The sequence below is a fragment of the Pseudomonas sp. PF05 genome, from assembly GCF_056521845.1.
Genome location: NZ_JBWLPW010000018.1, coordinates 13,297 through 38,619, shown reverse-complemented (window position 1 = coordinate 38,619; position 25,323 = coordinate 13,297). Strand labels below are relative to the sequence as shown.

Annotated in this window: 24 protein-coding genes and 1 pseudogene; 9 read left to right on the top strand and 16 right to left on the bottom strand. The window is 62.1% G+C overall.

Going from position 1 to position 25,323, the window contains the following annotated elements:
- Window positions 1–35: 35 nt before the first annotated feature.
- Window positions 36–1,523, bottom strand: a complete 1,488-nt coding sequence (locus AC09SL_RS24475; protein ID WP_058543959.1) for an aldehyde dehydrogenase family protein — start codon at window positions 1,521–1,523, stop codon at window positions 36–38.
- A 208-nt stretch (window positions 1,524–1,731) separates the two neighbouring features.
- Here AC09SL_RS24475 and AC09SL_RS24470 point away from each other — a divergent pair.
- Window positions 1,732–2,691 (top strand): annotated as a pseudogene (locus AC09SL_RS24470) (methyl-accepting chemotaxis protein); the annotation flags it as partial.
- 149 nt (window positions 2,692–2,840) lie between these two features.
- Here AC09SL_RS24470 and AC09SL_RS24465 read toward each other — a convergent pair.
- A complete protein-coding gene (locus AC09SL_RS24465; protein WP_058544316.1) occupies window positions 2,841–4,166 on the bottom strand; it encodes an alginate export family protein in 1,326 nt (441 codons plus the stop codon).
- A 293-nt stretch (window positions 4,167–4,459) separates the two neighbouring features.
- On the opposite strand from AC09SL_RS24465, the gene AC09SL_RS24460 reads away from it, so the two are divergent.
- From AC09SL_RS24460 to feaR, 3 genes are all read left to right on the top strand, one after another.
- Window positions 4,460–5,959, top strand: coding sequence for an APC family permease (locus AC09SL_RS24460; protein ID WP_058544315.1), 1,500 nt, complete (start codon window positions 4,460–4,462; stop codon window positions 5,957–5,959).
- Complete coding sequence (locus AC09SL_RS24455) at window positions 5,904–6,524, top strand: DUF3156 family protein (protein ID WP_058544314.1); 621 nt, start codon at window positions 5,904–5,906, stop codon at window positions 6,522–6,524. The genes AC09SL_RS24460 and AC09SL_RS24455 overlap by 56 nt, the downstream gene beginning before the upstream one ends.
- 123 nt (window positions 6,525–6,647) lie before the next feature.
- On the top strand, window positions 6,648–7,610 hold the full coding sequence (feaR, locus tag AC09SL_RS24450; RefSeq protein ID WP_058544313.1) for a transcriptional regulator FeaR: 963 nt from the start codon (window positions 6,648–6,650) through the stop codon (window positions 7,608–7,610).
- Window positions 7,611–7,792: 182 nt separating this feature from the next.
- Here the strand turns inward: feaR and AC09SL_RS24445 are convergent, their stop codons facing one another.
- The 6 genes from AC09SL_RS24445 to AC09SL_RS24420 all read right to left on the bottom strand — a co-directional run bounded on the left by AC09SL_RS24445 (window position 7,793) and on the right by AC09SL_RS24420 (window position 12,896).
- Window positions 7,793–8,560 (bottom strand): SDR family oxidoreductase, encoded by a 768-nt coding sequence (locus AC09SL_RS24445; protein WP_058544312.1) that lies wholly within the window; start codon window positions 8,558–8,560, stop codon window positions 7,793–7,795.
- Entirely contained in the window at window positions 8,553–9,353 is an 801-nt protein-coding gene (locus AC09SL_RS24440; protein WP_058544311.1) for an SDR family NAD(P)-dependent oxidoreductase, read from the bottom strand. The genes AC09SL_RS24445 and AC09SL_RS24440 overlap by 8 nt, the downstream gene beginning before the upstream one ends.
- Complete coding sequence (locus AC09SL_RS24435; RefSeq protein WP_058544310.1) at window positions 9,346–10,167, bottom strand: molybdenum cofactor biosynthesis F family protein; 822 nt, start codon at window positions 10,165–10,167, stop codon at window positions 9,346–9,348. The genes AC09SL_RS24440 and AC09SL_RS24435 overlap by 8 nt, the downstream gene beginning before the upstream one ends.
- Window positions 10,168–10,245: 78 nt before the next feature.
- Entirely contained in the window at window positions 10,246–10,905 is a 660-nt protein-coding gene (locus tag AC09SL_RS24430) for a helix-turn-helix transcriptional regulator (protein WP_058544309.1), read from the bottom strand.
- A gap of 51 nt (window positions 10,906–10,956) precedes the next feature.
- The gene (locus AC09SL_RS24425) at window positions 10,957–11,322 is read right to left on the bottom strand and encodes a cupin domain-containing protein (protein ID WP_058544308.1); all 366 of its coding nucleotides are present in this window, start codon (window positions 11,320–11,322) and stop codon (window positions 10,957–10,959) included.
- 275 nt (window positions 11,323–11,597) lie between these two features.
- On the bottom strand, window positions 11,598–12,896 hold the full coding sequence (locus tag AC09SL_RS24420) for an NAD(P)/FAD-dependent oxidoreductase (protein WP_058544307.1): 1,299 nt from the start codon (window positions 12,894–12,896) through the stop codon (window positions 11,598–11,600).
- A 311-nt stretch (window positions 12,897–13,207) separates the two neighbouring features.
- Between AC09SL_RS24420 and AC09SL_RS24415 the strand changes: the two genes are divergently transcribed.
- The 3 genes from AC09SL_RS24415 (at window position 13,208) to hpaR (AC09SL_RS24405) (ending at window position 16,070) form a co-directional block, all read left to right on the top strand.
- The gene (locus AC09SL_RS24415; RefSeq protein ID WP_058544306.1) at window positions 13,208–14,377 is read left to right on the top strand and encodes a p-hydroxyphenylacetate 3-hydroxylase oxygenase component; all 1,170 of its coding nucleotides are present in this window, start codon (window positions 13,208–13,210) and stop codon (window positions 14,375–14,377) included.
- Window positions 14,378–14,442: 65 nt separating this feature from the next.
- Window positions 14,443–15,384: a p-hydroxyphenylacetate 3-hydroxylase reductase component gene (locus AC09SL_RS24410; RefSeq protein ID WP_058544305.1), complete on the top strand. Its 942-nt coding sequence runs from the start codon at window positions 14,443–14,445 to the stop codon at window positions 15,382–15,384.
- 263 nt (window positions 15,385–15,647) lie between these two features.
- Window positions 15,648–16,070 (top strand): homoprotocatechuate degradation operon regulator HpaR, encoded by a 423-nt coding sequence (hpaR, locus tag AC09SL_RS24405; protein WP_058544349.1) that lies wholly within the window; start codon window positions 15,648–15,650, stop codon window positions 16,068–16,070.
- Between the two features lie 211 nt (window positions 16,071–16,281).
- On the opposite strand, the gene hpaI is transcribed toward hpaR (AC09SL_RS24405), so the two are convergent.
- The 8 genes from hpaI to AC09SL_RS24365 all read right to left on the bottom strand — a co-directional run bounded on the left by hpaI (window position 16,282) and on the right by AC09SL_RS24365 (window position 23,590).
- Window positions 16,282–17,079, bottom strand: coding sequence for a 4-hydroxy-2-oxoheptanedioate aldolase (gene hpaI, locus AC09SL_RS24400; protein ID WP_058544369.1), 798 nt, complete (start codon window positions 17,077–17,079; stop codon window positions 16,282–16,284).
- A 14-nt stretch (window positions 17,080–17,093) separates the two neighbouring features.
- Window positions 17,094–17,897 carry a 2-oxo-hept-4-ene-1,7-dioate hydratase gene (gene hpaH, locus AC09SL_RS24395; RefSeq protein ID WP_058544368.1) on the bottom strand — a complete coding sequence of 268 codons (804 nt, stop codon included), beginning with the start codon at window positions 17,895–17,897 and terminating at the stop codon, window positions 17,094–17,096.
- 12 nt (window positions 17,898–17,909) lie between these two features.
- Window positions 17,910–19,214 carry an MFS transporter gene (locus AC09SL_RS24390; RefSeq protein ID WP_064107090.1) on the bottom strand — a complete coding sequence of 435 codons (1,305 nt, stop codon included), beginning with the start codon at window positions 19,212–19,214 and terminating at the stop codon, window positions 17,910–17,912.
- Between the two features lie 52 nt (window positions 19,215–19,266).
- Window positions 19,267–19,659, bottom strand: a complete 393-nt coding sequence (locus AC09SL_RS24385; protein WP_058544367.1) for a tautomerase family protein — start codon at window positions 19,657–19,659, stop codon at window positions 19,267–19,269.
- Window positions 19,660–19,704: 45 nt separating this feature from the next.
- Window positions 19,705–20,562, bottom strand: a complete 858-nt coding sequence (gene hpaD / locus AC09SL_RS24380) for a 3,4-dihydroxyphenylacetate 2,3-dioxygenase (protein WP_058544366.1) — start codon at window positions 20,560–20,562, stop codon at window positions 19,705–19,707.
- Window positions 20,563–20,679: 117 nt separating this feature from the next.
- Window positions 20,680–22,140, bottom strand: coding sequence for a 5-carboxymethyl-2-hydroxymuconate semialdehyde dehydrogenase (gene hpaE / locus AC09SL_RS24375; RefSeq protein ID WP_058544365.1), 1,461 nt, complete (start codon window positions 22,138–22,140; stop codon window positions 20,680–20,682).
- A gap of 5 nt (window positions 22,141–22,145) precedes the next feature.
- Window positions 22,146–22,916 carry a fumarylacetoacetate hydrolase family protein gene (locus AC09SL_RS24370; RefSeq protein WP_058544364.1) on the bottom strand — a complete coding sequence of 257 codons (771 nt, stop codon included), beginning with the start codon at window positions 22,914–22,916 and terminating at the stop codon, window positions 22,146–22,148.
- The gene (locus AC09SL_RS24365) at window positions 22,913–23,590 is read right to left on the bottom strand and encodes a fumarylacetoacetate hydrolase family protein (RefSeq protein WP_058544363.1); all 678 of its coding nucleotides are present in this window, start codon (window positions 23,588–23,590) and stop codon (window positions 22,913–22,915) included. Before AC09SL_RS24365 ends, AC09SL_RS24370 begins: the two co-directional genes overlap by 4 nt.
- A gap of 186 nt (window positions 23,591–23,776) precedes the next feature.
- On the opposite strand from AC09SL_RS24365, the gene hpaA reads away from it, so the two are divergent.
- Both hpaA and hpaR (AC09SL_RS24355) read left to right on the top strand, forming a co-directional pair.
- On the top strand, window positions 23,777–24,682 hold the full coding sequence (hpaA, locus tag AC09SL_RS24360) for a 4-hydroxyphenylacetate catabolism regulatory protein HpaA (protein WP_058544362.1): 906 nt from the start codon (window positions 23,777–23,779) through the stop codon (window positions 24,680–24,682).
- 126 nt (window positions 24,683–24,808) lie between these two features.
- Window positions 24,809–25,231: a homoprotocatechuate degradation operon regulator HpaR gene (hpaR, locus tag AC09SL_RS24355; protein WP_058544361.1), complete on the top strand. Its 423-nt coding sequence runs from the start codon at window positions 24,809–24,811 to the stop codon at window positions 25,229–25,231.
- Window positions 25,232–25,323: the final 92 nt, after the last annotated feature.

Below are 25,323 nucleotides of genomic sequence, written 5' to 3'. Positions count from 1 at the left end.
CAGGGCTCTGGGTGTTGTCCCAGAGCCTTTGAACCTCAGTAGCGGATCATCACCGATTTCAGCTCGGTGTAGTCGTCAATGAATGCACTGCCGAATTCACGGCCTATCCCAGAAGATTTGCTGCCGCCAAAAGGCACGGCCGGGTCGAGCAGGGTGTGCATGTTCACCCAGACCGTACCGGCTTCGATGGCGGGGACCATGCGCAGGGCTTTGCCCAGGTCGTTGGTCCAGAGGCTGGCGCTCAGGCCGTAGGGGGTGTCGTTCATCAGCTCCAGCAGTTCCTCTTCACTGTCGTAAGGGAAGAACGTGGCGATCGGGCCGAAGGTTTCTTCGTTGAGCAGGCTGTCATCGCGGCGATGGGCGAGGATGATGGTCGGCTCCACATAGCAACCCGGCCCATCGATCAGCTTGCCGCCGTGGACGATGGTGTTGTTCTGTGCACGGGCCTTGGCGAAGAATTCTGCGAGTTTGTGCTGGTGCTGGCGGTTGGTCACCGGACCGAATTCAGTGCGTTCGTCCAGGGGCGAGCCGATGGTGAGTTTGCTCAGGCGCTGGGCCAGTTTGTCCATGATCGACTCGATCTGCGAGCGATGGACAAAGAACCGTTCCGCTGCAGCGCAGATCTGCCCCGAATGCAGAAAGCCCGCCTCGATGATGCCGTTGACCGCCACCTCGGGGTCGATATCACGCAGGAACCCCGCCGCATTCTTCCCGCCCAGCTCCAAGGTCGCACGAGTCAACCCGGCACCCATGGCCGCCTGGCCCACCGCCAGGCCAGTGGGCACGGAACCGGTGAACGAGATCTTGTTGGTGCCTGGGTGTTCGATCAGCCCTTTGCCCACCTGGCCGCCGCCGGTCAGCACGTTCAGGGCACCGGCTGGAAGGCCGGCCTCGATGGCCAGTTCAGCGATGCGCAGGATGGTCAGTGGGGTGAACTCGCTGGGCTTGATGATGATGCTGCAACCGGTCACCAGGGCTGAGGCCAGTTTCCAGATGGCGATCATGGTGGAGAAATTCCACGGCACGATACCGACCACCACACCGACCGGTTCGCGCAAGGTGAACGCGGTGTAGCGTTCGCCCGCGAAGGACGGCAATGAGGGGGTGATCGTCTCGCCGTTGATCTTGGTCGCCCAGCCGGCGTAGTAGCGCAGGAAATGTGCGGCCTGGTCGACTTCGAAGGCCCGGGAGATGTGGATGATCTTCCCCGACTGGCAGGTTTCGATCTGCGCCAGCTCTTCGCGGTTGCGTTCCAGCAAGTCAGCCAACTTGAGCAGCACATGGCCGCGGACCGCAGGCGCCGTTTGGGACCACTGCTTGAAGCCGCGGCGGGACGACGCCACTGCCACATCAATGTCGGCGGGAGCGGCGTCGCTGACCTGGGCGATGACTTGGCCGGTGGCAGGGTTGACGACGTCCAGCGTCTGGCTGCTCTGGCTTTGGACATAACCACCGTCGATGAACAGGGCGTGATGTCTGGCGAGAAAGGCTTCGACCTGAGGCAGCAGGGCAATATCGCTCATGAGGGTTTCCTGATCGCGAATAGGGAAAGCTGCGAGGGTAATCCCGACAGGAGCGTCCGGCTTGACTGTGCCTGCCGCGCCGTATGTCTGAGGCTGCCAGCCTGCGTGGTTGGCAGCCAGGTGCAAGGCGGCGTGCAGGCAGGAACAAGCCAGCCCGGCCGGTTTGCGATCAGATCCGGGTTTCGACTTGATGGCATAGGGGCGGGCGATGTTTCTCCAGACCAACAAACAGAAACTGGCGTTGATTGCACAGGTGCAGCGTGTGCTGACCGGCGAACTGGAGGACACGCCAATGCTCGACGCGTATCCGCAACTGCGCACCGTCCTTGAGCGGCATGCGCAGCAGATGGCGAGCACGACGGCACACTTGCATCAGGTCGAAGCACAGCTGCAGGCACAAACCCTGCAATGGCAGCACAGCGAGCGTGAGTTGCACAGGGCTCGCCAGCAACTGGAGCCAGCCCGCGAGCGCGAGCAGCTGCTTGAAACTCGTCTGGACGAACACCGCCAGCAGCTGCTGCAACATCGCCAGGATGCGCAGATCTGGGAGTTGCTGCAATCGACCCTGACTGAAGGCTGCTGGGATATCACGGTCGTCAACGGTGATTTGCAACACCCGGCCAGTGGCATGCGCTTTTCCAGTCAATTCCGTTCGCTGCTGGGTTATGGGCCGGATGACTTGCCCGATGGCTGGGATGCCCAGGTCGGCATAACCCACCCGGACGACCTGCCCAAGATCATGGCCATTTTCGACCGGGAAATCCTTGGCCCCCAGGGCAGCGGTGAATACGTCTTTGAATACCGGATGCGCCACAAGACCCGGGATTACATCTGGTGTCGTGAACGCGGTCGGGCGGTGCGCGACTCGCATGGGCAACTGGTGCGGGTCATTGGGGCGGTGCGCGATATCAGCGATGAGCGCTCGGCCCAGTCCACCCACCAGCGCATGCTCGAACAGAACCAGGTGACCTACGCCCAGATTGCCACGGTGGTGGGGGTGATCAAGGGCATCGCCGACCAGACCAATCTGCTCGCCTTGAACGCCGCGATTGAGGCGGCCAGGGCCGGCGATGTCGGGCGCGGTTTCTCGGTGGTCGCCGATGAGGTGCGCAAGCTGGCGCAAAGCACCCGGCAGGCGACCCATCAGATCCAGACCATGTTGCATCAGCACAAATAAGCACGGCAACCGTACCCCGGAGCTGTGTAGCTGTGTAGGAGCTGTCGAGTGCAACGAGGCTGCGATCTTTCCCCAGACACTTGAGTCCCAAGCGAAAGATCAAAAGATCGCAGCCTCCGGCAGCTCCTACGGTCGGCCGTCTAGAACGGAACCGCCACCACCAACTGGCTGTAGACGTTGGTGCCGTTGCCGCCGACCTGATTGCCACCGCTGTCCGCATCCTTCTCAGGCTTGTACAGGCCCACCAGCGGCGTGACGATCAGGTGCTCATTGACCGCCCATTCCACGTAAAGGTCCAGCTCCTGCGCGTCGAGGTTCAGCGCTTCACGGGTGTGCAAGGTCTGGTAGTCGAAGAACAGCGCCCCAATGGTCACGGTCTCTGCCGGCTTGAGCTTGAGGCCCACGTGCTGGATGGCGGTGTTGCTGTTGAACGGGCCGGCATAGTTGCCCGCCACTTCACCCTGGAACCAAGTGCCATAGCCGCGGCTCTGGCCGTTGAACATCGAGTCCCAATCCTTGGAGTAGCGGCTGTAGCGATAGGTCAGGTCCGGCGTCCAGGGCAGGTCGGCGAAGGTGTAGCCGGCTTCGGTGTACCAGGCTTTCTCCGGGCCCGCGTCCTTGTCCTGCCAGGCATACTCGAAGGAGAAGTGGGCATTCTCGATGCCGGCATTCCCGGCGCCGCGCAGGCTGTAGATGTCCATGCCTTCGCGCTGTTTCTGGAAATCGCTGGCGTAGCGGTCATCGACATCGATGCCGTGGATGTAGGTCAGCCCCAGGGTGCCAGGCGCGGCGGTGTATTCCAGGGTGCTGGCGGCCATTTCGGTGTTGGCCTGGGCGCGGTTGTCGGACTTGATCCACATCAGGCTGCCATGCACGCCTTCCTTGCCGCCCAGGCGCACCACAGCGGTTTTGTCGAAGGCATGCCGGGCCGCCAGGTAATAGGCGCCGCCGCGGTTGAGCTCGCCATCGGCCACGCCTTTGCCCAGGTTCAGGCCATCATCGTTGATGATGAAACCGTCGCCCAGGGTGATCACCTGGCGGCCGTAGGACAGGTCGACACCGTCCTTGCCCAGCGCCGGGAACAGCTCCCCCGAACGCCAGCCGGCAAAGGCTTCATCGAACTTGGTGGTGCGCTCGGAACCATCGCTCAAGCCGCCTGCGTCGCCGTCGCCCCAGGTGCCGGAGCTGACCAGGTTGGCCGTGCCGTAGACACTGCCCAGGCCGCCGAGTGTCTGGTCGATACTCAGGCCATACTTGATGAAACCTTCGCGCCAGCTCGAACCGCCGGCTGTGCCGTCGTAGTTCTTGCGGCTGTTGAACAGTCCGTAGACCGCCAGGAAGTTGCCGGTGACGGTGGTGTCTTCGTCGGTGTAAAGCTCATAAGCCTGGACCGACGAGTTGGCACTCAGCAGGGCGATGCCCAGGCCGATGGCGTTGCGCAAAGATGAACGGCGTGTGTGCTCCATGGTGGATTCCCCGGTGTAATAGGACAGTAGAGGGCGCATTAAGAGGAGTGGCAGCGGGGGAAGTCTTTCACTTGCCTGCCATGGAATTGACTCAGGCCGCCAGTGTGGCGGTGTTGGCAGGCAGCAACAAAAGCGGCGGCAGACATGGGCAAGACGCCCGGGGCGGGGGCGGCGCAGAGTAATGCTGCACGCAACGCCGTTTCGATCAGGAACCGGTTGGGGAAGGCATGATCGCCGGCTCCTGGACGGCTGTGGCATCCATACTAAAAATCCGCTTTCGAGGACCTTGCACCATGTCGATCAATGACAGGCTCACCGAGCACTTGAACCGAGGTTCGGTGGGTTTTCCCACCGCGTTGGCCAGCACCATTGGCCTGATCATGGCAAGCCCCGTGATTCTCACCGCGACCATGGGCTTTGGCATCGGCGGCAGCGCCTTTGCCGTGGCAATGCTGATCGCCGTGGTAATGATGCTGGCCCAGGCGACGACGTTTGCCGAGGCAGCATCGATTCTCCCGACCACCGGCTCGGTCTATGACTACATCAACTGTGGCATGGGCCGTTTCTTCGCGATTACCGGGACATTGTCGGCCTACCTGATTGTCCATGTGTTTGCCGGCACCGCCGAGACCATCCTGGCCGGTGTCATGGCCCTGGTGAACTTCGAACACCTCAACACCCTGGCCGAATCGGCAGGCGGTTCCTGGTTGCTGGGCGTGGGGTTCGTGGTGGTCTTTGGTGTGCTCAATGCCTTCGGCGTCAGTGCTTTTGGCCGGGCCGAAATCATCCTGACGTTCGGCATGTGGACGACCCTGATGGTGTTCGGCGTGTTGGGCTTGATCGCCGCACCGGCGGTGGAGCTGGAGGGCTGGTTTGGTGCGTCCGTGGTGGGCACCGATATGGTCACGGTGCTGTCGCTGGTGGGCATGGCCATGTTCATGTTTGTCGGCTGTGAATTCGTCACGCCGCTGGCGCCGGACCTGCGCCAGTCCGCCCGCACCATGCCCCGGGCCATGATGCTGGGCTTGTTCAGCGTCGCCACCTGCATGTTCATCTACGGTGCAGCCATGAAGCGCCAGGTGGAAAACGTGCTGCTCGATGCCGCCACTGGCGTGCATCTGCTGGACACGCCCATGGCCATTCCACGGTTCGCCGAACAGGTCATGGGCGATATCGGCCCGATGTGGCTGGGCATCGGCTTTCTGTTTGCCGGTGCGGCGACCATCAACACCCTGATGGCCGGTGTACCGCGGATTCTCTACGGCATGGCGGTGGACGGCGCGTTGCCGAAGGCTTTCACTTATCTGCATCCACGCTTCAAGACGCCGCTGCTGTGCATCCTGGTGGCGATGCTGATTCCTTGCCTGCATGCGTTGTGGCTGGGCGGCAATACCGACAACATCATGCACCTGGTGTTGGCCGCGGTGTGCGCCTGGAGTTTTGCCTACCTGCTGGTGACCGTGTCGGTGGTCAGCCTGCGGATTCGTCGTCCTGATCTGCCGCGGGCCTATCGCTCGCCGTGGTTCCCGTTGCCACAGATCCTGTCCAGTGTCGGCATTGTGCTGGGCATGTGGTTCATCACACCGCCCGGCATGAATCCGGCGGACATCTATGTGCCCTTTGCGGTGATGCTCGGTGGCACCGCAGCGTACGCCTTGTTCTGGACCCTGGTGGTACAGAAAGTCAATCCATTCAAGCCGGCGTCTGTGGAAGACGTGCTGGCCAAGGAGTTCTCCCATGAGCCAGGGCAACATGCGAGCGAGTTTGTCGACCCTGCTGCAAAAATTGTCTGAGTTGTTCAGCGCCCGGCGCGCCCCGGCCGGTTATCGGCCTGGGGTGACCCTGGAGCATCTGCGGCGCAACCTGGCGCTGGCGCGATTCGAGGTGGCGGGCCCGGCTATGGCGACGGCAGCCACCGACGACGGCAGCTTGCAGTTGGAGATTGTCGAACGCACCGAGTCGCAGCTGTTGATGCACCTGGTGATGACCGAGTTCGTCCTGCGCGTGCCTGCTTCCCGAGAGGGCACGGCGCGCCTGGAACTGCACCACGGTGGGGCTGTTCGGCGTAGCGGCATTCGTTGCCGACAGCGGGACGGGCGCAGTGATCTGGCGACCCGGTTGCAGGCGGCGGTGGAGAAGGATCCTGCGCTGTACCAGGCGCTCATGCCGCTGGATTTCAAACGTCTGCGCATCGATCTGCAGGGACACCAGTGGTGCGTGCGCCTGGAACACATGGGCGGTAGCGAAGTGGTCAATCGCATGCCGGCCTTTCGTCGCTATATCCCGTTGAGCCGGGAGCAGCGCGCCGTCTTGCTGACGACCTTGAGCGGCCTGCAGAGGGTGTTGGCAACGCTCTGATTTCTTCGTTCTACCCTGGCATCATTCCTGCTACTGCTCTGGCGATCAGGTACTTGTTGCGCGCATATAGATAACATGTTAACTATCGCCGTACAAAAACAATAAGCCATTGCGGAGAATGCCATGAGCATGCAACAGGTTGGGCAGGATGGTCTGGACACCTGGAACCGGGATCTGCGGGCGACTTGCGGTCACTTCGTTACCGAGCTGGCCTTCAATCGCTCGCTGTTTATTGGTGAAGTGTCGAATTTCCAGCGTGGGGGCCTTGCCCTCGCGAACCTGCGCACCAACGCCGGTAACATCAAGCGTCAATCGCCCAACGCCGATCACGATGATGACCAGGATTGCCTCCTGGTCAGCCAGCGCAGTGGCTACTGCCGCATTACCCAGAACGGTCAGAGCATCCAGTTGGCGCCCGGTGAATTGTTGTTGATGGATTCAGTGGGGGCGCTTGAAATCACCCCATTCGGCCTGATCGAGCACGCGGTGCTGTCCTTGTCTCGCCAGGACGTGTCGAGGCAACTGGGCGGTGAAACCAAGACCTTTGGCAAGGTTTCGTCCAGCAAGGCGTGTGGGCGAATGCTGCATGTGTTGATGGACCAGCTGTGCAAGGACACACCGGACGGCGAGGGCGCGGCGGGTGAGGGGGAGGCCTTGCAGAGTGCCTTCGTTTCGCTGTTGGGCTCGGCCCTGGAACACGGCAGCGATGCCCGTGACGAGGGGGCTGCCTTGCAGGGCAGCCACTTGCGCAGCTATGTGCAGAAGGTCATCGACGAGTCCCTGACCCAGCCCGGCCTCAGCCCGGTGGGCCTGGCCAACCGGCTGAATATTTCGGTGCGCCATCTGTATCGTTTGTTCGAAGAGCAGGATGACAGCGTTTGCCGCTACATCCAGCGTGCCCGGCTCAAGCGCAGCGCCGATGACCTGACCAACCCGTTCCTGCGGGACGAGTCCATTACCTCGATCGCTTACAAATGGGGCTTTACCGATTCGGCGCATTTCAGCCGTTCGTTCAAGAAGCAGTTCGAGCTGTCGCCCAAGGAGTTTCGTTCCAGCCGTTTGCAGGTGGGGCAGGGGGTGGCTTGAGTGGACATATCCAATAGCTTTGCAGTCTGAACCACCGCTTTCGCGAGCAAGCCCGCTCCCACAAAGGGATTTGTGATGAGCATGATTTTTTTGGATGACATTGGAAAGTGTGGGAGCGGGCTTGCTCGCGAAGGCGGCGTAGCATTCACCACCATCGTCAGCGAGGCACCGCTCCCGTAGGTTCAAACCTCCGGCAAAGTCGAACCCCCATCGACCACCAAAGTCTGCCCGGTCACATAACCGGCCAGGCCCGATGCCAGGAACAGCATGGCACCGGCGATATCGCTCGGCTTGCCCAGTCGACCCAGCGGTACCCGGCGGGCGATGTCCCGGTTGACCTCATCGTCGCCAAGATTCGCCATGGCCGGTGTTGCAATCATGCCCGGCTCGACGCCATTGACGCGGACATTCTCGGCCGCCAGTTCCAGCGCGGCGTTGCGAATGAAGCCATTGACCCCGGCCTTGGAGGCCGCGTAGTGACTGAGCCCTGGATAAGCCACCCGCGGGCCGGTGACCGAAGAGGTCACCAGCACGCAGCCTTGGCCCTGGCGCCGGAACATCGGCAGCGCCGCCTGGGTCAGCCAGAACAGCGCAGAGAGGTTCACTGCCAGCGTTCGCTCAAGCATCGATGGGGTGATCTCGGCGAACGGTGTCAGCGGAAAATACCCGGCGTTGTGCACCAGGATATCCAGCCTCCCCACGCGTTGTTCCAGCTCGGCCATCATCGCGCAGATCGCCGTGGCGTCGGCCAGGTCAATCCCTACCGCTTGCACCTGACAGCCCCCGGTGGTCAATTCGTCGGCCACCGCCTCGGCGCGCGCCAGGCCCAGGTCGGCGATGACCACGCGGGCCCCGCGCAGGGCGAACGCTTCGACGATGGCCCGGCCAATGCCCTGGGCACCTCCGGTGACCAGCACGGTCTGGCCGCTGAAATCCAGATCCTCAGGCATCGCTGGCCTCCATCCGGCTGAAAGCCAGTGTCGGTACGTCGACAATGCTGGAGCCGCCATCGGCCACCAGCATCGCCCCGGTGATGATCGACGCCTCGGGCGAGGCCAGGAAACGGCAGGCATTGGCGATTTCCTCGGCGCTGGCAGGCCTGCGCAACGGCACGTCGGCGCAGACCCGGTCATAGGCCTGCTGCAACGTTTCGCCATGGAACTGCATCAATACCTGCATTTCTTCATCGGCCATTGGCGTGCGGACCCAGCCAGGGCAGAGCGCGTTGACCCGTACGCCGTGAGGCCCGTAATCCCTTGCCAGGGAGCGGTTGAGGCCCAACAGCGCATGCTTGGCGGTGGTGTAGCCGCACACGTGCGGGCCTGCCGCCAAGGAAGCAATGGAGGCGATCAGCACGATGTTGCCGGCACTTTCCTGTAGCAGCGGCAGGCACGCCCGGGCGCTGTAGAAGGCGCTGTCGAGATTACTGCGCATGGCCGCTTCCCAGGCCGATGGCGGGGTCTCGGTGGCGCTGCCCATGCCCAAGCCACCGGCACAGGCCAGCAGCACGTCGAGTCGGCCATAACGCGTGCGAATCCGCTCGATGAAGCTGTCCCAGGTGCTCGGGCAGGCCGCATCGCCCACCAGCACCAGGCCGCCGATTTCCTCGGCGAGAGTTTCCAGGGGCTCGCGGCGTCGGCCGATCAATACCAGGCTGGCACCTTCGGCGGCATACAGGCGGGCGCAGGCCGCACCAATGCCGGTTCCGGCGCCGGTGATTACGATGGTGCGTCGTTCAGGCATCGGGATACTCCGTCTGGTTGAGCACCTGGCAGTAGGAGCTGACCGGGAAGTTGGAGAACTCATCGAACGAGGCACCGGCGTAGCCGAAGATCTTGCCGTCGCTGCGGTGCTGTTGCAGGTCGATCAGCACCAGGCCCAGGGTCGGGATGATTTTTTCCCGCCACACGAACAGGTAAAGCTGATCGGCGATCTTGTAGGTGTCGCAGCGATCGGTGTCGCACAGGCCTTGTTCAACGCCCTTGAGGCACTGCCACGAGTAGAACTGGTCGTTGAGGTAGATGTGCTCGTAGACTTCGCTCGGGCTGTAGCGATACAGGTTGCGCAGCCCCACCAGTTCGGTGGTCGGTGCATGCGGGCACAGGCCAGGCTGCCAGGGACGATCGAGGCTGCCGTGCAGGAACTGGGCTTGAACCGAGGTCAGGGGCTTGCCGGCCAGCGCCCGGCTATAGAGGCCTTCGCCGGTTTCTTGCTGGCTCGGCATGCGGCCGATCACGGCGGTGAAGGCGGCGCTGGCGGTATCGAGCACCAGGCTTACCGACGACGTCAGCTCGCCTTCGCGCTTGATGAAGTCCACCAGGTACAGGCCCGGGCGCACCGAAGTGGCCCGGTAGGTTGCGGTGCCGCTGGAGTGTCCATCGGCGGCGTTCCAGGTCAGGGTATCCTGCTCGAAGCGATGCTCGATCTGCCAGCCATTGGCGAAGTGCAGGGTGAAGGTCTTGCCGTCCAGGTCGGCCAGGTTTGGCAGGATGAAGGCTTCGGGGGCAAAGCCATCGGCCAGGGCGCCGACGGTGATCCAGTCTGAAGATGTGCTCATTGCAAGGCTCCGGTGGTTGAATTAGCCACTCGGATCATGCGGTGCCTGGCAACGGCGGCCTATCAACCAAATGGTTGACTAGAGGAACAGTGCGCTGACCAACTCGGTACGGCTGCTCACGCCAACCTTGCGGAACAGGTGGATCAAGTGAGTCTTGATGGTCGGCAAGCCCACCCCCAGCTCCCGGGCCAATTGTTTGTTACTGACGCCTTGGCGCAGCAGCCAGGCGATCTGGCGCTCCTTGGGCGTCAAGTCGCCCAAGGGGTCCTCATGGCTGGGCAAATGGGCCACGGCCAGTTGCAGCAAGGTCTGCAACGCGCTGAGTTGGCTCAACTGCTGGCTGGTGAAGGCGCCTTGCTCGGCGGTGCGCAACAGCGAAATCGCGGCTTGGGGCTGACCGTCCCGATGGGCGAAGACTTCCACGACGTCGACCACGCCGTAGCGCTGCAGGAAGTCGCGATAACGATGGTTGTCACGCAGCGGTTGGCGGGCCATCGCCAGGCCCAACGGCACCACGGCCAGCTCGCTGGACACGCAGTGACGCGGGTGCAGCGGGTCGAACTGGCGGTAGTTGTCCAGGTAGTCGCGGTGCATCTCGCCGCTCATCCCATGCAGGCTGAAGTCATGGACTTGCAGCTGCCGATCAACACAGTAGAACGCCGCCCGACTGACGGGAACGAGCTGGGTGAACGCGTGCAAGCATTGGCCGGCGATGGCCTGGGTGGGGATGACGTTCATGGTCGCACCTTCGCCAAGAGGGCTGCCGGTGGGTTCGGCAGCCGGTTCCGATCAGGCTACCGCGAAATAGTGTTTGACGAAACTCTCGCTGACCACTTCCCACAGCACCGGCGTACCCTTGGTCACGAACCAGCTGTCGCCGGCCTTGTAGCGGGTGCTCTGGCCGGTGGCCTCGTCGGTGAGCACCACTTCACCGGTGACCACGATGGCTTGTTCGGCGAAGGGATAGACCATCCGGAACTTGCCTTGGGTGGTGCCGAAGTAGGCGCTGCTGACGGGATCGGTCGGTGCGCCGAAGGTCATCTTGCCGAAGGCTTTGACTTCGCCTTCGAGAATCTGCGAACCGAGGTCGGCGACAGTGCCCCAGGCGTCCAGGTCGGACAGCTGGATGTTTTTTTCGAGGGTGATAAGGGGCATGGCAGTGACTCCTGATGAGTGAAAGAAACAGTGAAATTGGGTGGGGCTTTTGTGACGTGGGGGTTGATGAACCATCACATCGCACCGCTGGACCTGTAGGAGCTGGCGAAGGCTCGGGCCGCGTTCGGACGATCTATTGATTTTGATCGTTCGCTTTCGACTCAATGGTCAAGGGAAAGATCGCAGCCTCGTTTCACTCGACAGCTCCTACGGTCCGGTTCGGCGGTGGTGTTGGGGCGTTCCCTCGCCACAGGGTTCGTGTTCAGCCGCTCACCTCAGCGACGGCCATTCCAGTAGCCCGACAGCTGATGCCAGGACTTGCCGGCGGTCAGCAGCAATGGGCGAATGGCGTCTTTGCCGATGATGGTCGGGCGGTGGATCGAGCTGACCAGGTCGTAGCGCGCTGAGCCTTCGCTCATGCCTTCGGCCAGCACCTTGCAGATGATGTGGCTCGGGGTGACGCCAAAGCCTGAGTAACCCTGGACAAAAAACGCATTGCTGCGGCCGGGCAGGGTGCCGATCTGCGGGAACAGGTTCGGGCTGCACGCCATCGGGCCACCCCAGGCCAGGTCGATCTTCACGTCCTTGAGGTACGGGAATATCTTGAGCATCAGGCGCCGGTTCCAGGCCTTGAGATCCTGGGGGATGTGCTCCACCAACGGCGTCGCGGCGCCGAACAGCAGGCGGTTTTCGTTGGTGACGCGGTAGTAGTCGATCACCGGGCGAATGTCACTGTAGGCACCGCGAATCGGGCTGATGCGCTGGATCAGTTCGTCCGACAACGGCTCGGTCATCATCTGGAAAGCGTAGGTGTTGATGGTCGAGCGATGCAGTTCCGGTTCCAGCTTGTTGAGGAAACTGTCGCAGGCCCACAGCAGCTTGCTGGCCCTGACCGAACCACGCCCGGTACGCACGGTGATGCGTTCGCCATAGCTGACTTCCAGGGCCGGGCTGTTCTCGAAAATCCGCACGCCGTGGCTGACCAAGGCCTTGGCCTCACCCAGCAACAGGTTCAGCGAGTGCACATGCCCGCCGCCCATGTGCAGCAAGGCGCTGCCGTAGGCCTTGGAACCGATGATCTGCTGCACGTCGGAGCCACCGAGAAAACGGATCTCGTGTTTGCTGTTGATCGACTTGAAGTCTTTTTCCCAGGCCCGCAGGGTTTTTTCCTGGCGCGCGTTGAAGCCCATGTAGCCGTAGCCATGGCAGAAGTCGGCATCGATGTCGTACTTGGCGATACGGTCCTTGATGATGTCGGCGCCCAGGTCGCTGATCTCGAAGACTTGGCGCAGGCCGTCTTCACCCACGTCCTTCTTGATCTTTTCCAGGTCATGACCGATGCCGGCCATGATCTGTCCGCCATTGCGCCCGGTGCCGCCGAACCCCAGGTAACGCGCCTCCAGCACCACGATGTTGGTGATGCCTTTTTCGGCGAGCTCCAGCGCGGTATTGATGCCGGAGAAACCGCCGCCAATGACCACGACATCGGCGTCCACGTCCTGTTCCAGCGTGGGGAAGCTGAGGTTGTATTTCTTGGTGGCCGTGTAATAGGTGGGCGTTTCGATATTGATCATGACGCAACCTGACAAAGTGAAAGGAAACTCCGTTGCAACGCCTATGCAAGGCATTGCAGGGGATGGCCCTATTAAGAGCCCTGGCGGGGGCGCCTGTCTTGATCATCCGTGCCGGGGTATTTGACCGAGCGCGCCATCGGGCTGAAACCTGCCCATGAAAAGTACAATCTTGGATCTGGAAGGTGCATTTTTCACCTGCCCGTGATTGCCCATACTGGACCGGCCTTAATCACTGATCCCGCTGTTTGTGCAACCTCAGGTTGCCGGGCAAAGGCGGGATTGGCAGATGCCAATAATAAAAGAGCCTGTCCATGAAAAAGCCAAACCCGCTGCTCGAAGACCTCAAGCCCATCCTGCCGGTCATTGCCGCCAACGCTTTCCAGGCGGAAAAGGACCGTAGCGTCCCTGCCGAGAATATAGCCCTGCTCAAAGGCATCGGCATGCACAAGGCCTTCCAGCCGAAAAAGTACGGGGGCATGGAAATTTCCCTGCCACAGTTCGCCGATTGCATCGCGCTGCTGGCCGGTGCCTGTGCCAGCACGGCCTGGGCCATGAGCCTGTTGTGCACCCACAGCCACCAGTTGGCAATGTTCCCGGCCAAGGCCCAGCAGGAAATCTGGGGCGATGATCCCGATGCCACCGCCAGCAGCAGCATCGCGCCGTTTGGCCGCACCGAGGAAGTCGAGGGCGGTGTGATGTTCAGCGGTGAAATGGGCTGGAGCAGCGGCTGCGATCATGCCGAATGGGCGATCGTGGGGTTTCGCCGTAAAAACGCCGAAGGCACCCAGGATTACTGCTTTGCGGTATTGCCGCGCAGCGACTATGCGATTCGCGATGACTGGTTCGCGGTGGGCATGCGCGGCAGTGGCAGCAAGACCTTGATCATCGACAGCGCTTTCGTGCCGGAACACCGGATCCAGAAAGCCAAGGACATGATGGAGGGCAAGTCCGGCGGATTCGGCCTGTATCCCGACAGCAAGATTTTCTACTCGCCATACCGACCCTACTTCGCCAGTGGTTTCTCCACGGTCAGCCTGGGCGTGGCCGAACGTATGCTGGAGGTTTTCCGCGAGAAAACCCGCAACCGCGTGCGGGCCTACACCGGTGCGGCAGTCGGCGCCGCCACCCCGGCGTTGATGCGCCTGGCCGAGTCGACCCATCAGGTGGCCGCGGCCCGTGCCTTCCTGGAGAAAACCTGGCAGGAGCACGCCGAATACGGTGAGCGCCACGAATACCCCAGCCGGGAAACCCTGGCGTTCTGGCGGACCAACCAGGGCTACGCCACCAAGATGTGCATCCAGGCCGTCGACCGCTTGATGGAGGCAGCCGGCGGCGGTGCCTGGTTCGAAAACAACGAGTTGCAACGGCTGTTTCGCGACGCCCATCTGACCGGCGCCCATGCCTACACCGACTACGACGTCTGCGCGCAGATTCTCGGTCGTGAGCTGATGGGCCTTGAGCCTGATCCTTCCATGGTTTGACCGCTTGTTGGCTGAACCCTAGAACAATAATCGAGGCCGTCGCTCGAGGCGGCCGGGAGTCTTGCATGTCCAGTCTTTGTGATACCGCTTTCGATACCCGCGCGTTCCGCCGGGCCCTGGGTAACTTTGCCACCGGGGTGACCGTGGTCACCGCTGCCACTGAAGATGGCCGCAAGGTCGGTGTGACGGCCAACAGTTTCAACTCCGTGTCCCTGGACCCGCCATTGATCCTGTGGAGCATCGACAAGCGCTCGAGCAGCCACGGCGTGTTCGAGGCGGCCAGCCACTTTGCGGTGAACGTGCTGGCCGCCGACCAGATCGACCTGTCGAACAACTTCGCACGGCCCAAGGAGGACCGCTTCGCGCAAATCCAATACGAAACCGGCGAAGGCGGCGCTCCGGTGTTTGTGGACTGCTCGGCGCGTTTCCACTGTGAGAAATACCAGCAGGTCGATGGCGGCGATCACTGGATCATGATCGGCAAGGTCGTGGCGTTTGACGATTTCGGACGCTCGCCGTTGCTCTATCACCAGGGCGCCTACTCGATGGTGCTGCCCCACACCCGCATGACCAAGCGGGAAGAGGGCCAGTCCCCCAGCAGTCACTTCCAGGGGCGCTTGAGCCACAACCTGTATTATCTGATGACCCAGGCGCTGCGGGCCTACCAGGCCAGCTACCAGCCGCGTCAGTTGTCCACCGGCTTGCGCACCAGTGAGGCGCGGATGTTGATGGTGCTGGAGAACGACGCCGGGCTGAACCTGTGCGACTTGCAGCGGGAAGTGGCGATGCCGGCGCGCGAGATCGAAGAAGCCGTGGCCAACCTCAAGCGCAAGGGCCTGGTGAGCGATGAAGGCGAGCGGGTACGCCTGACTGCCAAGGGTATCGATGAGACCGAAGGACTCTGGGCGATTGCCAAGGAGCAGCAGGACAAGGTGTTCGACCAGTTCAGCGAGGAACAGGTCGAGCATTTCAAGCAAGTGCTCAAGGGCGTGATCAAGGGCGCTTGAGAGCGCATCGATACCTTCCCTTGCTCCCGCTGGGCTCCGTAGGAGCTGGCGAAGCCTGCGATCTTTTGATTTTTCGCTCTCGACTCAATTGTCTGGGACAAGATCGCAGCCTCGTTGCACTCGACAGCTCCTACACCGCCCATACAATCTCGTCACAGGGCAATTGCTTGTTCCAGATTCTGTGAACGGATAGGCCAGCATGAGTTGGAAGCTGTTAAGATTTAGTTAACTCATTAACTAAATCTATTTCGCGAACATTACTCATGCCCAAGCTGCGCCAATCCTTGACCCTGACCCTGCTCCAGGCCCGTGAAGCGGCCATGGGGTTTTTCCGGCCTTCCCTCAATCAACATGGCTTGACCGAGCAGCAATGGCGAGTCATCCGTATTCTCAGCCAGCACGACGAGCTGGAGATCAATCGCCTGGCCGAGCTGGCCTGCATCCTCAAGCCCAGCATGACCGGCGTGTTGGTGCGCATGGAAGCGGCGGGCATGGTGGTGCGGCGCAAGGCCGAACAGGATCAGCGGCGGGTGCTGGTGCGCCTGGCGCCGCAAGGGCAGGCGAGCTTCGATTCGATGAGCCAGAGCATGGAAGAGAATTACCAGCGTCTGCAGGACAAGTTAGGGGAGGAAAAATTGCAGACGTTGCTGAGGTTGCTCAATGACCTGAAGGCGATCAGGCGCTGAGACCTCCAAGCGAGATCGGCTTTTGTGGCGAGGGAGCTTGCTCCCGCTGGGCCTGTAGCTGTGTAGGAGCTGTCGAGCGGAGCGAGGCTGCGATCTTTCCAAAGACGCTTGAATCCCAAGTGCAAGATCAAGATCAAAAGATCGCAGGCTTCGCCAGCTCCTATAGAGACCAGCGGGAGCAAGCTCTCTCGGCACTGAGGTTGTGTTGCTATCAGTACACGCCGCCAGCCGCAGGTTTTGGCGTGTCTTTGAACGCCGCCGCGAGTGTCTGCAAGCCCCGCATCAACACCGTGGTATCCACGCCCACCGCGACAAACGCCGCGCCGAGTTCGATATAGCGCCGGGCCAGTTTTTCATCCGCGCTGAGAATCCCGGCCGCCTTGCCGGCCTGGCGGATGCGGGCGATGGCGTCTTCGATGGCTGCTTGCACATCCGGGTGACCGGGGTTGCCACGAAACCCCATGGACGCGCTCAGGTCCGCCGGGCCGATAAAGACCCCATCCACACCTTCCACGGCCGCAATGGCATCCAGGTTGGCCAGGCCTTCGCGGCTCTCGATCTGGACCAACAGGCACATCTGTTCATCGGCCTTGTCGAGGTAACCGGGGATGCTGTTCCAGCGTGACGCCCGGGCCAGTGCGCTGCCGACGCCGCGTACACCATGGGGCGGGTAGTGCATGGCGCGCACCAGTTCGCGCGCCTGGTCGGCGCTTTCCACCATCGGCACCAGCAGGGTCTGCACGCCGATATCGAGCACTTGCTTGATCAGCGCAGTGTCACCGATCACCGGGCGTATCACCGGCTGGCTGGGGTAGGGCGCCACGGCCTGGAGCTGGCCGAGCAGGGTGCGCAAGTCGTTGGGCGCGTGTTCACCGTCGATCAGCAGCCAGTCGAAGCCGGCGTTGGCCGCCAGTTCCGCACAGTAGGCGTCGGCCAACCCCAGCCACAGGCCGATCTGCGCCTCGCCGCTGCGCAGGCGTTGCTTGAAGGTATTGATGGGCATGTCCATGAAACGGTCTCCGATCAGACGAAACGGCAGGCGATGGAACCGAGCATGTCGTAGTCGACATGAAAGGTGTCGCCGGGGTTGGCTGCCACGGGGCGGGTGAAGGAGCCGCCGAGGATGATCTGTCCCGGTTGCAGGGTGACGTCATAAGCCGCCAGTTTGTTCGCCAGCCAGGCCACGCCTTTGGCCGGGTGATTGAGCACCGCCGCCGAGACGCCGGACTCTTCGATCACGCCGTTGCGGTAGAGCACCGCCGGCACCTTGCGCAGGTCGATCTCGGTCGGACGTACGGCGCGACCGCCCATGACCACGCCGGCATTGGCGGCGTTGTCGGAGATGGTGTCGAACACCTTGCGGGTCGCCTTGGTCTGCGGGTCGACCTGCTGGATGCGCGCATCGATGATTTCCAGCGCCGGGATCACCCATTCGGTGGCGTCGAGCACGTCGAACACCGTCACGTTCGGACCCTTCAACGGCTTGCCGAGTATGAACGCCAGTTCCACTTCCACCCGTGGCACGATGAAACGCTCGAACGGGATGTCGGTGCCTTCGTCAAAGAACATGTCATCCAGCAGCGCACCGAAGTCCGGCTCGGTGATGTTCGACGACACCTGCATGGCCCGGGAGGTCAGGCCGATCTTGTGGCCGACCAGCTTGCGGCCGTCCTTGATTTTCTGCGCGACCCAGGCGCGCTGGATGGCGTAGGCATCCTCAATGGTGATGTCCGGGTGGTCGAGGGAAAACTGCCGCACCTGCTCGCGGGAGCGTTCGGCCTGGTCGAGGCGGGTGGCGGCTTGCTGGATGAAGTTCTGGTCAAGCATGGCAAGGGTCTCTTATTGAGGGTTGACGATGGCGGCCCGGGTGCGCAGCACCAGCAAGCCGCCAAGGGCGATGAGCAGGGCCAGCACATACAAGGCGAGGCTGGCGCTCTGGGTGGTGTCGCGCATCCAGCCGATCAGGTAGGGCGCGAAGAATGAGGCGATGCTGCCGAAGGAGCTGATCAGCGCGATACCGGCGGCCTGGGTGCCGTTGGACAGGAAGGCTGGCGGCAGTTGCCAGAACATCGGCAACGCCGCACTGGCGCCCATGCCGGCGACAATCAGGCCGCTCAGTACCAGGGTCGGATTGCCGGGTGAGAGCCCGGTGACCGCAATGCCCAGCGCCGCCATCAACAGTGGCACGCACAGGTGCCAGCGACGTTCGCGATGGCGGTCGGAGGAACGCCCGCAGCCGATCATGAAAAAACAGCCGGCCAGGTAGGGCACCGCGCTGAGCAGCCCGACCTTGCCGTCGCTGCCGATGCCGGCGCCGTGGATCAGGGTGGGCATCCAGAAGGCCAGGGTGTTCACCGCCAGCATCACGGCGAAGTACACCGCCACCAACAACCACACCTGCCGATTGTTGAGGATCGCCGAAAACGAGGTGATGGATTTGCGCTGTTCTTCAAGGCTCAATTGCTCGCGCAGCTGCTGTTTGGCTTGCGGTGTGAGCCACTTGACCGTCTCGAAATTGTCCGGCAGGCACTTGAGCACGACAAGGCCGAGCAGGATCACCGGCAGCCCTTCGATGACGAACATCCATTGCCAGCCGCGCAGGCCACCAAGATCATGGAAATGCTCGAGAATGCCGCCGGACAACGGCCCGCCAATCACCCCGGCCATGGGCACGGCGATGGCAAACAACGCGGTCACCTGGGCCCGGCGCCGGGCCGGATACCAGCGGTTGAGAAAGACCAGGATGCCAGGAAAGAAACCGGCCTCGGCCACGCCCAGCAGAAAGCGCAATACGTAGAAACCGGCGGCGCTGTCGATGAGGAACATACCGGTGGACAAGGCGCCCCAGACCACCATCAGCGTGGCGATCCAGCGCCGCGGACCGACCCGGTCCAGGGCCATGTTGCTGGGCACCCCGAACAGCGCATAGGCGATGAAGAACAGCCCGGCGCCGAAGCCGTAGACCGTGTCGCTGAACTGCAGGTCGGCGCTCATCTGCATCTTGGCGAAGCCGATGTTGATGCGATCCAGATGGGCAAAGAGGTAACAGACCAGCAGCAGCGGCATCAGCCGCCAGGTGATGGTGGCATGGGTGCGGTCGTGCGCGACGGTGCCGGCAGTGTCGGCGGTATTGGCTGTGCTCATGATCTTGTACTTTTTGTCAGAGGGGCCGATGGGGAGTGCGGGGCAGACGGGTTTAAGTGGCCTGGGCCTTGAGGAAGGCATGCACGTTGTTGGCCTTGAAGTTGAGCTGTTCGTGCAGCTCGGTCATCTCGAAGGACAGGGCCAGCAGGCGTTGGGCCTGGAGCTCGGCGAAGTGCGCGGTGATCACCTCGAAGAGTTTTTCCGCAACTTTCTGGCGGGTGGCCAGGTCACGACCATGGCCGACTTTCAAGGTCATGTGCACGAAGGCGTAATCGTGCTTGCCGTCGGCCATGCGCCAGGTGTCCAGGCGCACGCCGCGGCTGCGGATGCCACCCAGGGGGAACACGCCGCTGTCGCCCAGCAAGGCGTGGACCTTTTCAAACAGGCCGGGCAGGTCGGCTTGTTGTTCGATGTTGTCGGTGTATTCGGCAATGAAATGGGGCATGAACGGCTCCTTCAGGCCGCACGGGGATGCCGTACGGCCGCAGTGTCAAACAGGGAAGACAGCGTTGATCTGTCCAGTGCCGGAGCTGCCGAAAGGCTCGGTGATGATTTCGGCAGGCTTGTCGTAGTCCGGCCCGCCGAGCAACCCCAGCAGCATCGCTGTGTCATGCATCTTGCCTTCGCCGAAGCAGTGTTCGGCGTAGTCCGGGAGCATGGCGCAGAACTCTTTCCAGCGGCCTTGGCGCCACATTTCGACGACGTGCAGGTCGACCTGCTTGTCGAACTCCCGCGTCCAGTTGTGGATGTTGGCTTCAGCGTTGCGATCATCGGAGAAACGGTGCGACAGCGAGCCGGACGCGAGCACCAGCACCTTGCGGTCGCTTTTTTCGATGGCCCGGCGCACGGCGGCACCGAAGGTGAAGCTGTCTTGCAGGCGGTGCCAGGCGCACCAGGCGGCAATCGACACGACGTTGAATTTCTGTTCCTGGGCAACGTCCATGTGCATGTAGCGCATGGGCACCAGCGTGCCGTATTCCAGCTCAAGGCTCGGGATGTTGTGGGCCAGGGTGCGCACATCGGCGGCATTGGCCTCGGCGGCGATCAGTTCACCCAGTTCCGGGGCGCCTGAGTACTCGTACTCCATGTTCTTGATGAAGTGCGGCAGCTCGTTGCTGGTGTAGATGCCCTTGAAGTGCGCGCCGCTGTTGACGTGATAGGCGCTGTTGACCAGCCAGTGCACGTCGAACACCACGGCGGTATCGGCCCCCAGTTCACGGGCGCGGCGACCGATTTCCTTGTGGCCGGCAATCGCGGCGGCACGGCAACCGTGGTGCTTGCCGGGCAGCTCCGACAGGTACATCGAGGGAACGTGGCAGATTTTCGCAGCCAGGACGACTTCGCCCATGATGATTCTCCTGAAAAATTGTTCTTGTTGAATCTTGGTTGTGGGAGCAAAGCTTGCTCCCACAGGAGCGGGGATAAATCCCCTCGCCACAAGGTTAATCACCAGATTTGTCTGTGATCATGCACCCCACCGCGGTATGTGATGGCTGCCCATGGAGATGCAAACGTTCTTGATCTCGGCAAACACTTCAAAGCTGTACTGTCCGCCTTCGCGGCCGGTTCCGGAACCCTTCACGCCGCCGAAAGGCTGGCGCAGGTCGCGCACGTTCTGGCTGTTGATGAACACCATGCCGGCCTCGATGCCATGGGCCAGGCGATGGGCCTTGCCGATGTCCTGGGTCCAGATGTACGAGGCCAGGCCGTATTCGGTGTCGTTGGCCAATTGCAGGGCTTGGGCCTCGTCCTTGAACGGGATCAGGCACACCACCGGGCCGAAGATTTCTTCCTGGGCGATGCGCATGTTGTTGTTCACGTCAGCAAATACCGTTGGCTGGATGAACTGGCCGCGGCTCAAGTGCGCCGGCAAATTCGCCGGACGCTCCAGGCCGCCGGCCAGGAGGGTGGCGCCTTCATCGAGGCCGATCTTGATGTAGCCGGTGACCTTGTCGTAGTGAGCCTGGGTGATCATCGAGCCGACCTGGGTTTTCGGGTCCTGCGGATCACCGACGATCAGGCGTTTGGCGCGGGCGGCGAACTCGGCCACGAACTGCGGGTAGACGCTTTCCTGGATGAAGATCCGGCTGCCGGCGGTGCAGCGCTCGCCATTGAGGGAAAAAATCGTGAACAGCGCGGCGTCGAGGGCGCGTTCGAGGTCGGCGTCTTCGAAAATCAGCACCGGCGACTTGCCGCCCAGTTCCATCGAGTACTTTTTCAACCCGGCGGTCTGCATGATTTTCTTGCCGGTGGCGGTGCCGCCAGTGAAGGAGATCGCCCGCACATCCGGGTGGCGCACCAGCGCATCGCCGGCGGTGGCGCCGTAACCCTGGATCACGTTCAACACGCCATTGGGCAGGCCAGCCTCGACCGCCAGGCGACCCAGCTCGTTGGCGGTCAACGGCGACAGCTCGGACATCTTCAGCACGGCCGTGTTGCCCAGCGCCAGGCACGGCGCGGTCTTCCAGGTCGCGGTCATGAACGGGACGTTCCAGGGCGATACCAGCGCGCAGACACCCACCGGTTGGTACAGGGTGTAGTTGAGCATCTGATCATCGACCGGATAGGTGTGACCGTCCATCCGCGTGCAGACTTCGGCAAAGAAATCGAAGTTGTGCGAGGCACGCGGGATCAGCACGTTCTTGGTCTGGTGGATCGGCAAGCCCGTGTCGAGGGTTTCCAGTTCGGCCAGTTTCGGCACGTTCTGCTCGATCAGTTCACCGAGCTTGCGCATCAGCCGGGCGCGTTCCTTGGCCGGGGTGTTGGCCCATTTCGGAAACGCTTCCTTGGCCGCGGCGACCGCTTGGGCGACTTCCTCGGCACCGCCGCTGGCGACTTCGCCAATGGCTTCGCCAGTGGCCGGGTTGTAGTTGACGAACACGTCTTTGCTTTCGACCTCACGGCCGTTGATCCAGTGTTTGATCATGTTGCTCACGCCTCTTTACGGGATGCGAAGAACTCGGCTTCGCTGACAATTCGATTGACCAGACGGCCGACGCCTTCCACTTCCACGATCACTTCATCGCCAGGCACCACGTCCGCCAGGCCTTCCGGCGTGCCGGTGGCGATCATGTCGCCGGGTTGCAAGGTCATGAAGCTGGACAGGTATTCGATCAGGTACGGGATGTCGAAAATCATGTCGCGGGTCGAGCCTTCCTGGCGCAGTTCGCCATTGATCCAGGTGCGCAGCGTCAGGTTGCTCGGGTCCGGCACATCGGCCACATCGACGATCCATGGGCCGACGGGCGTCGTCGCGTCACGGTTCTTCACTCGCAGGTTGGGTCGGTAGTAGTTTTCCAGGTAATCGCGGCTCGCGTAGTCGTTGCACACGGTGTAGCCGGCCAGGTATTGCAGCGCGTCCTCGCGCTTGACGTTGCGCGCCGCTTTGCCGATGACCGCCACGAGCTCGCACTCGTAATGCATGTAGGCGACGTTGTCAGGGCGCCAGGTCACCTGATGGTGGCCGGTGTAGGTCCCAGGGGATTTGATGAAGGCCAGGGGTTCGGTTGGTGGCTTGAACGCCAGTTCGGCGGCGTGATCGGCATAGTTCAGGCCCAGGGCGAACATGCTGCCGCTGGCCGGTGGCAGCCACTGGACCTGGTCCTCGGCCAGCAAGCGACCGTCAGCCAGGCGTACGGCGTTGTGAGCTTCAACGGTGACGGCGTGATCCTGTCCTTCAAAACGAATGCGCGCGTGTTTCATGAACCTGCTCCTGTTTCGTCGGCCACGACGGTATTGACCAGACGGCCCAGGCCGCTGATGTCCACTTCGACCCGATCGCCGGGCAGTACCTCGACCCGGCCTTCAGGCGTGCCGGTGATCAGCACGTCGCCGGCATGCAGGGTCATGAACTCGCTGATCTCGGCAATCAGTTGGGGAATGTTGCGAACGAAGTTGGCCGTGCTGTTCTGCTGGCGGACCTCGCCGTTGACGTACAGCGTGATCGTCAGGCTGTGGGGGTCGGCCACCTGAGTGGTGGGCACCAGTTCCGGGCCGACGGCGCAGAAGCCGTCCCGGCACTTGGCCTTGACGGCGGGGCGGTAATAGCTGTCTTCCGGGAGGCTGAATTCATTGACGATGGTGTAGCCGGCCACGTAGTCCAAGGCTTCGGCGGCGCTGACGCGACTGGCCGACTTGCCCATGACCACGCCAAGCGCCGGCCCTGGTTGCAGTGTTTCGCCGCGACCTGGGTGAACCACATCGGCGCCGTGCCGGTTGCGGGTATTGGGGGTCTTGATGAACAGCACGGGCTTGAGCGGCGGCTTCTGGTAGGGCGGTTGCTCGAACTCGGCGAGGCGCTGTTTCAGCAGCCCCTGGTAGTTCAGCGCGACCCCGAACAGGGTGCCGGTCGCGACGTCATGCAGGGCACGGCTCATGCTTGTCTCCTGGCGATGCAGAGGGGTGAGGGCTCTGCGGTTATTGTTAATGTATTAACAGTTATAATTAAGATGTTAACTATCGTCAAGCGTGACAGAATGAGCGGGCACTGGTTGCCTTGCCGGATTCGGTGCAGGATGGTGCGGCAGGCGCCTGAACCAGAATAAGAAAACGAGTACTGCGTGATGACTGACCGTCAGCCGATCCCGAACATCAACATTGGTCAGGTGTACGACCAGCGCTACAGCGACGCCGAAGTGCATTACGACCGACTCGCCAACCTGGCGGATTTTTTTGGCCGCAACATGCCGGTTCATCGCCACGACCGGTTCTTCCAGGTGCACTACGTCAAGAGCGGCACCGTGCGCGTGTACCTGGACGATCAGCAGTACGTCGAGTCCGGTCCGATGTTCTTCCTCACACCGCCGACCATTCCCCATTCCTTCGTAACCGAGGCCGACAGTGACGGGCATGTGCTGACGGTGCGCCAGCAATTGGTGTGGCAGTTGATCGACGCTGACCCGAGCCTGGCGCCGGCGGGCGTGCAAATGCCGGCAGCCTGCGTTGCGCTGGCACAATTGGGGCCTGGGCAGGCGGCAGAGGTGCGGCGGTTGGAATACCTGTTCGAGGAATTGAGCGAGGAGGTGACGGCCGGGCGCCCAGGGCGTAGTGCAGCACTGGATGCATTGACGCGGCTGATCATGATCAGCCTGTTGCGGTTGTGTTCCAACTCCCTGGAGGCCAGGCCGGCGCGGCATGAAGACCTGAAGATATTTCACCGCTTCAACGAGTTGATCGAGGCTCACTACCTGCAGCATTGGCCGTTGTCGCGCTACGCCGAAGGCATCGGCGTGACCGAGGCGCGCCTCAATGACGTGTGCCGACGCATCGCCGACCTGCCTTCCAAGCGCCTGATCATGGAGCGGCTGATGCAGGAGGCCAAGCGACTGTTGTTGTTCACCGGCAGCTCGGCCAATGAAATCTGCTACCAGCTCGGGTTCAAGGACCCTGCGTATTTCAGTCGGTTTTTCCAGCGTTACGCCCAGCTCACGCCGGGGGAGTATCGCCAGCGGCAATCGGGGTTGCGCTGAAGGGTGGCGAGAGGGATTTGTGTGGGAGCAAATTCCCTTCCACAGTGACATAGCGCCGCCATGCTTCTTGCAGCAGCCTGGCGGCCCCACTAAGCTGCCGACTCGCCCATCCCACACAGTTCGAACATGGCCAACCCCAGACCTTCATTGACCCTGACGCTGTTGCAAGCCCGCGAAGCCGCCATGGCATTTTTCCGCCCGGCGCTGAACCAGCATGACCTCACGGAACAGCAATGGCGGGTGATCCGCATCCTGCATCAGCAAGGGGAGCTGGAAAGCCATCAACTCGCCCACCAGGCGTGCATCCTCAAGCCCAGCATGACCGGTATGCTCAGTCGCCTGGAGCGCGACGGCTTGGTGCGGCGGCAGAAGTCCAGCCAGGACCAGCGGCGGGTCTTTGTCGGGTTGACCGAGCGCGGCCAGCAGTGCTTCGTGTCCATGAGTGAGGGCATGGAAAGCAACTATCGACGGATCGAAGAGCAGTTCGGCGAGGAAAAAATGCAGCAGCTGCTTGCGTTGCTCAACGAGCTGAAGAACATCAAGCCTTGAGGCTTGTGTGGAGACGGAGCATGCTCCCGCTGGGCTGCGCCCGTAGGAGCTGTCGAGCGAAGCGAGGCTGCGATCTTTGCGCTGCCAATTGA

Excerpts from the sequence above, each read along its gene's own strand:
- AC09SL_RS24475 (WP_058543959.1), bottom strand. The coding sequence starts at position 1,523 with ATGAGCGATATTGCCCTGCTGCCTCAGGTCGAAGCCTTTCTCGCCAGA.
- AC09SL_RS24465 (WP_058544316.1), bottom strand. The coding sequence starts at position 4,166 with ATGGAGCACACACGCCGTTCATCTTTGCGCAACGCCATCGGCCTGGGC.
- AC09SL_RS24460 (WP_058544315.1), top strand. The coding sequence starts at position 4,460 with ATGTCGATCAATGACAGGCTCACCGAGCACTTGAACCGAGGTTCGGTG.
- AC09SL_RS24455 (WP_058544314.1), top strand. The coding sequence starts at position 5,904 with ATGAGCCAGGGCAACATGCGAGCGAGTTTGTCGACCCTGCTGCAAAAA.
- feaR (WP_058544313.1), top strand. The coding sequence starts at position 6,648 with ATGAGCATGCAACAGGTTGGGCAGGATGGTCTGGACACCTGGAACCGG.
- AC09SL_RS24445 (WP_058544312.1), bottom strand. The coding sequence starts at position 8,560 with ATGCCTGAGGATCTGGATTTCAGCGGCCAGACCGTGCTGGTCACCGGA.
- AC09SL_RS24440 (WP_058544311.1), bottom strand. The coding sequence starts at position 9,353 with ATGCCTGAACGACGCACCATCGTAATCACCGGCGCCGGAACCGGCATT.
- AC09SL_RS24435 (WP_058544310.1), bottom strand. The coding sequence starts at position 10,167 with ATGAGCACATCTTCAGACTGGATCACCGTCGGCGCCCTGGCCGATGGC.
- AC09SL_RS24430 (WP_058544309.1), bottom strand. The coding sequence starts at position 10,905 with ATGAACGTCATCCCCACCCAGGCCATCGCCGGCCAATGCTTGCACGCG.
- AC09SL_RS24425 (WP_058544308.1), bottom strand. The coding sequence starts at position 11,322 with ATGCCCCTTATCACCCTCGAAAAAAACATCCAGCTGTCCGACCTGGAC.
- AC09SL_RS24420 (WP_058544307.1), bottom strand. The coding sequence starts at position 12,896 with ATGATCAATATCGAAACGCCCACCTATTACACGGCCACCAAGAAATAC.
- AC09SL_RS24415 (WP_058544306.1), top strand. The coding sequence starts at position 13,208 with ATGAAAAAGCCAAACCCGCTGCTCGAAGACCTCAAGCCCATCCTGCCG.
- AC09SL_RS24410 (WP_058544305.1), top strand. The coding sequence starts at position 14,443 with ATGTCCAGTCTTTGTGATACCGCTTTCGATACCCGCGCGTTCCGCCGG.
- hpaR (WP_058544349.1), top strand. The coding sequence starts at position 15,648 with ATGCCCAAGCTGCGCCAATCCTTGACCCTGACCCTGCTCCAGGCCCGT.
- hpaI (WP_058544369.1), bottom strand. The coding sequence starts at position 17,079 with ATGGACATGCCCATCAATACCTTCAAGCAACGCCTGCGCAGCGGCGAG.
- hpaH (WP_058544368.1), bottom strand. The coding sequence starts at position 17,897 with ATGCTTGACCAGAACTTCATCCAGCAAGCCGCCACCCGCCTCGACCAG.
- AC09SL_RS24390 (WP_064107090.1), bottom strand. The coding sequence starts at position 19,214 with ATGAGCACAGCCAATACCGCCGACACTGCCGGCACCGTCGCGCACGAC.
- AC09SL_RS24385 (WP_058544367.1), bottom strand. The coding sequence starts at position 19,659 with ATGCCCCATTTCATTGCCGAATACACCGACAACATCGAACAACAAGCC.
- hpaD (WP_058544366.1), bottom strand. The coding sequence starts at position 20,562 with ATGGGCGAAGTCGTCCTGGCTGCGAAAATCTGCCACGTTCCCTCGATG.
- hpaE (WP_058544365.1), bottom strand. The coding sequence starts at position 22,140 with ATGATCAAACACTGGATCAACGGCCGTGAGGTCGAAAGCAAAGACGTG.
- AC09SL_RS24370 (WP_058544364.1), bottom strand. The coding sequence starts at position 22,916 with ATGAAACACGCGCGCATTCGTTTTGAAGGACAGGATCACGCCGTCACC.
- AC09SL_RS24365 (WP_058544363.1), bottom strand. The coding sequence starts at position 23,590 with ATGAGCCGTGCCCTGCATGACGTCGCGACCGGCACCCTGTTCGGGGTC.
- hpaA (WP_058544362.1), top strand. The coding sequence starts at position 23,777 with ATGACTGACCGTCAGCCGATCCCGAACATCAACATTGGTCAGGTGTAC.
- hpaR (WP_058544361.1), top strand. The coding sequence starts at position 24,809 with ATGGCCAACCCCAGACCTTCATTGACCCTGACGCTGTTGCAAGCCCGC.